The sequence below is a fragment of the Bellilinea sp. genome (genome assembly GCF_034432615.1).
GTDB lineage: Bacteria > Chloroflexota > Anaerolineae > Anaerolineales > Anaerolineaceae > Bellilinea.
The window spans coordinates 1-3,265 of the sequence record NZ_DAOUBL010000232.1; the positions used below are offsets into that span (position 1 = coordinate 1).

Below are 3,265 nucleotides of genomic sequence, written 5' to 3' on the forward strand. Positions count from 1 at the left end.
TTGAAAAACAGGGTGCGGTTGGTCAGGTCGGCAACGAACTGCTCCACCCGGGCGGTCAGGGTTTGGGCGGTCTGATTTTGGGTATCTTCCGAAAACAACAGCCCGGCGTAAGCATACAGGCGCGAACCCAGATTTTGAATTTTTTCCAGTTGTTTGAGAATTTTCAAAAATTCTTCGACGGAAATATCCTCGTGCAGGCTGGCCCGGTAGGTTTCAAACTCGGCAACCAGTTGATCCAGAGTCTGGAAGGCGGTTTCCAGCTCGCTGCTGTGGGGGGCAGGGAACAAATCATGGAGGCTCCAGCGGGTTTGCTGATAGCGGATATCGGTTGTGGTCATCATTCTCCCTCTCTCGGTTTGAAAAGAATGGTTTTGAGTAGTTGGCGCAGGTGGTCAATGGGCAGAAATGAGCCATCTTCCGGCTGGCGGTAGTACCACACCTGCCAGCCGTTGAGCGGTGCAGCCTCTATCTGGCGGGCAATTTGATGGATTGAACCACGCATTCCATTATACTCGACTCGCCCGTCGGCTAACACCTGAGCGGTGAGATCGAGGCGGGCGTTGAAGTAAAGAGTCTGCCCGGCGTGCAGCAGGCCGTGTTCAATCAGCGCGCCAAAGGGGAGGCGCGGCTCGCGGCGCGGATTGGTTTGAACCAGCGTGACGGGCGGCGCAGCAGCGGCGTTTGCCAGCCGGCGGCGGGCCAGTTCCACATAATGGGGGTCGCGTTCGATGCCGATCCAGTGCCTGCCCAGCCATTGGGCAACCTCACCGGTGGTGCCGCTGCCAAAGAACGGGTCAAGCACCACATCGCCGGGGTTGGAAGAAGCCAGCAGAATGCGGTAGAGCAAAGCGCGCGGCTTTTGGGTGGAATGGGCTTTGCTGCCGTTTTCCCGCAGCCGCTCGCTGCCGCTGCAGATCGGCAGGTGCCAGTCACTGCGCATTTGCAGGTCGCCGTTGAGCGACTTCATGGCGTGATGGTTGAAGGTGTAGGGCTTGCCGCGCTGTTTTTGTGCCCAGATCAGGGTGTCGTGGGCGTTGGTAAACCGCACCCCGCGGAAGTTGGGCATCGGGTTGGTCTTGACCCACACAATATCGTTCAAAATCCAGTAACCCAGATTTTGCAGGTGATAGCCGACGCGGTAAATGTTGTGGTAGGTGCCGATCACCCACAGCGTGCCGCCGGGCTTGAGTACGCGGCGGCCGGCCGCCAGCCAGGCGCGGGTAAAGGCATCGTAGGCCTCAAAACCTTCAAATTGATCCCATTCATCGGTCACCGCCTCCACCCGGCTGTGATCCGGCCGCCATAGTTCGTTGCGCAGCTGCAGGTTGTAGGGCGGGTCGGCAAAAATCAGGTCAACCGACTCGGGCGGCAGGCGGTTAAGCACCTCCACACAGTCGCCTTCAATGACCTGATCGAGCGGCAGGCTGGACATGATTTAATTGTACCTGAAAAGCCGAACGGCGGCTTTTCAGCGCGTGCAGGCAGTTACACTCCCCTGCGGGTCGGCCGGTTGACCGAACCACACCACCGCATAGTTCTGATAAATGCCGATGCCCATCGCCTGCCAGTTCATCCCTTTCCAGATGCTGTCTTCGATCATCACGGCGTTGTGTCCGCTGCTGCTGGACTTCCAGCGGTCGAAAGCCTCCTCGGCGGTAGCCTGTGCACTGTGCCAGTAGGCGATCTCGTAGCCGTAGCTGGTGTACAAACCGCCGGTTATCTCGCGCGGTTTGTTCCACATGCCTTGTGCGTTCTTGTGATCATCCGTGTAGCACACCGGCGTCCAGTTACCCTTATCCGACCACGAGTGCAGGTTGCAGTTACCCGTGTTGGGTCGGTTATCGTACAGATCACGCACATGCGCCTGCGCCACCTGGGTCAGCGAGCGGGAAAAGGCAATCGGCTTTAATCCCTTTTCGGCGCGGTATTGATTGATCAGGTTGCCCATTTTGACTTCTTCCTCGCTCAGGCAGGCGCCGCTTTGCTGGGCGGGCGGGCGATCAGCGGCAGGTACACCTTGTAGTTCGTACAACCGACCTCCGGTGTGCTTTCCGCCGCTGGGGATGCCTGAGCCATCGCCGGCGGCTGCCACAACAGGCCTGCCAGCAAAAGGAGAATTCCTGCCAAAAATACGGTTCGGTTGATGTTGGGCATAAAATCTTCCCCACCGTTGCAAATCAAAATAAAACCAAAGAACAATTTATTTATAACAAATTTCGATAATCTTAAGATGAAACTTTACAAATTTGTTAGCCGAATTGAGCACTGTCTGCCAGAGTCCATAAGGTTTAAGTAAATCAACCCAAAGGCGCAAAGACACGAAGAAGAAAAAAAGATCCTTTGCGTCTTGGCGATAATCCATACTTTTTGAACTTCACTTCTCCTACGCCTCTTTAAGTGCGATTGACCTGATTTGACCATCGCTTTGCCTGAAATCAGGATAAAATACAACTAATCTCAACCTGTTTCCCCTTTTTCACGCCATGCTCATCCACAACATTTCTCAATTATTGACTCTGGCAGGCGGACCGCAGCGCGGTACCGATTTGGGCAACCTGGGTCTGCTTGCTCATGCTGCTGTGCTGGTGCGCGGCGGCATCATCGAAACCATTGGGCCGGAAAATATCCTGCTGCAAACCTACCCCGCCGAACCGCGCTTCGATGCCGGCGGGCGGGTGGTGATGCCGGCTTTTGTGGACCCGCACACCCATCTGGTTTGGGCAGGTGACCGCGCCGCCGAATTCGAGCTGCGTTTGCAGGGCAAAACCTATCAGGAAATTGCCGCGTCCGGCGGCGGAATCCGCTCGACCGTGCGGGCGACCCGCGCCGCCAGCGTGGAAGAACTCAAAACGCAGGCGCGCCCGCGCATTCAGGCCATGCTGAACCACGGCACCGCCACCGCCGAAGCCAAAACCGGTTACGCCCTCCAGCATCCCGGCGAACTTCATCAACTGCAGGCGCTGCTGGAACTGGACGCCGAGGAGGAACTGGATATTTTCCCCACCTATTTGGGTGCGCACGATATTCCCCCTGAGTTTCAGGACAACCCGGATGGGTATGTGGATTTGCTGTGCGGCCGGATGCTGCCCGAGGTGCGCGACTGGTGGCAGTCGCACGCGCCCGGCCGCCCCTTGCCGTTTGTGGATGTGTTCTGTGAAACGATAGCCTTCAACTTAGAGCAATCCCGCCGTATTTTGCAAACCGCGCGCGATCTGGGTTTTCCGCTCAAAATTCACGCCGATGAGTTCGACAATCTGGGCGGGGC

Annotated in this window: 4 protein-coding genes and 1 pseudogene; 1 reads left to right on the forward strand and 4 read right to left on the reverse strand. The window is 57.0% G+C overall.

Annotated features, from left to right (window positions below; translation table 11 throughout):
• The 4 genes and pseudogenes from VAE48_RS10125 to VAE48_RS10140 all read right to left on the reverse strand — a co-directional run.
• Positions 1-341, reverse strand: a pseudogene (locus VAE48_RS10125) (oligoendopeptidase F); the annotation flags it as partial.
• Positions 338-1,432: a DNA methyltransferase gene (locus tag VAE48_RS10130; protein ID WP_322793206.1), complete on the reverse strand. Its 1,095-nt coding sequence runs from the start codon at positions 1,430-1,432 to the stop codon at positions 338-340. The gene VAE48_RS10130 and the pseudogene VAE48_RS10125, both read right to left, overlap by 4 nt.
• A 36-nt stretch (positions 1,433-1,468) precedes the next feature.
• Positions 1,469-2,032 (reverse strand): CAP domain-containing protein, encoded by a 564-nt coding sequence (locus VAE48_RS10135; protein ID WP_322793207.1) that lies wholly within the window; start codon positions 2,030-2,032, stop codon positions 1,469-1,471.
• Positions 1,966-2,154: a hypothetical protein gene (locus VAE48_RS10140; RefSeq protein WP_322793208.1), complete on the reverse strand. Its 189-nt coding sequence runs from the start codon at positions 2,152-2,154 to the stop codon at positions 1,966-1,968. The genes VAE48_RS10135 and VAE48_RS10140 overlap by 67 nt, the downstream gene beginning before the upstream one ends.
• A 329-nt stretch (positions 2,155-2,483) precedes the next feature.
• On the opposite strand from VAE48_RS10140, the gene VAE48_RS10145 reads away from it, so the two are divergent.
• Positions 2,484-3,265 (forward strand): amidohydrolase family protein (locus VAE48_RS10145; protein ID WP_322793209.1); only part of this gene is annotated, 782 nt, incomplete at its 3' end.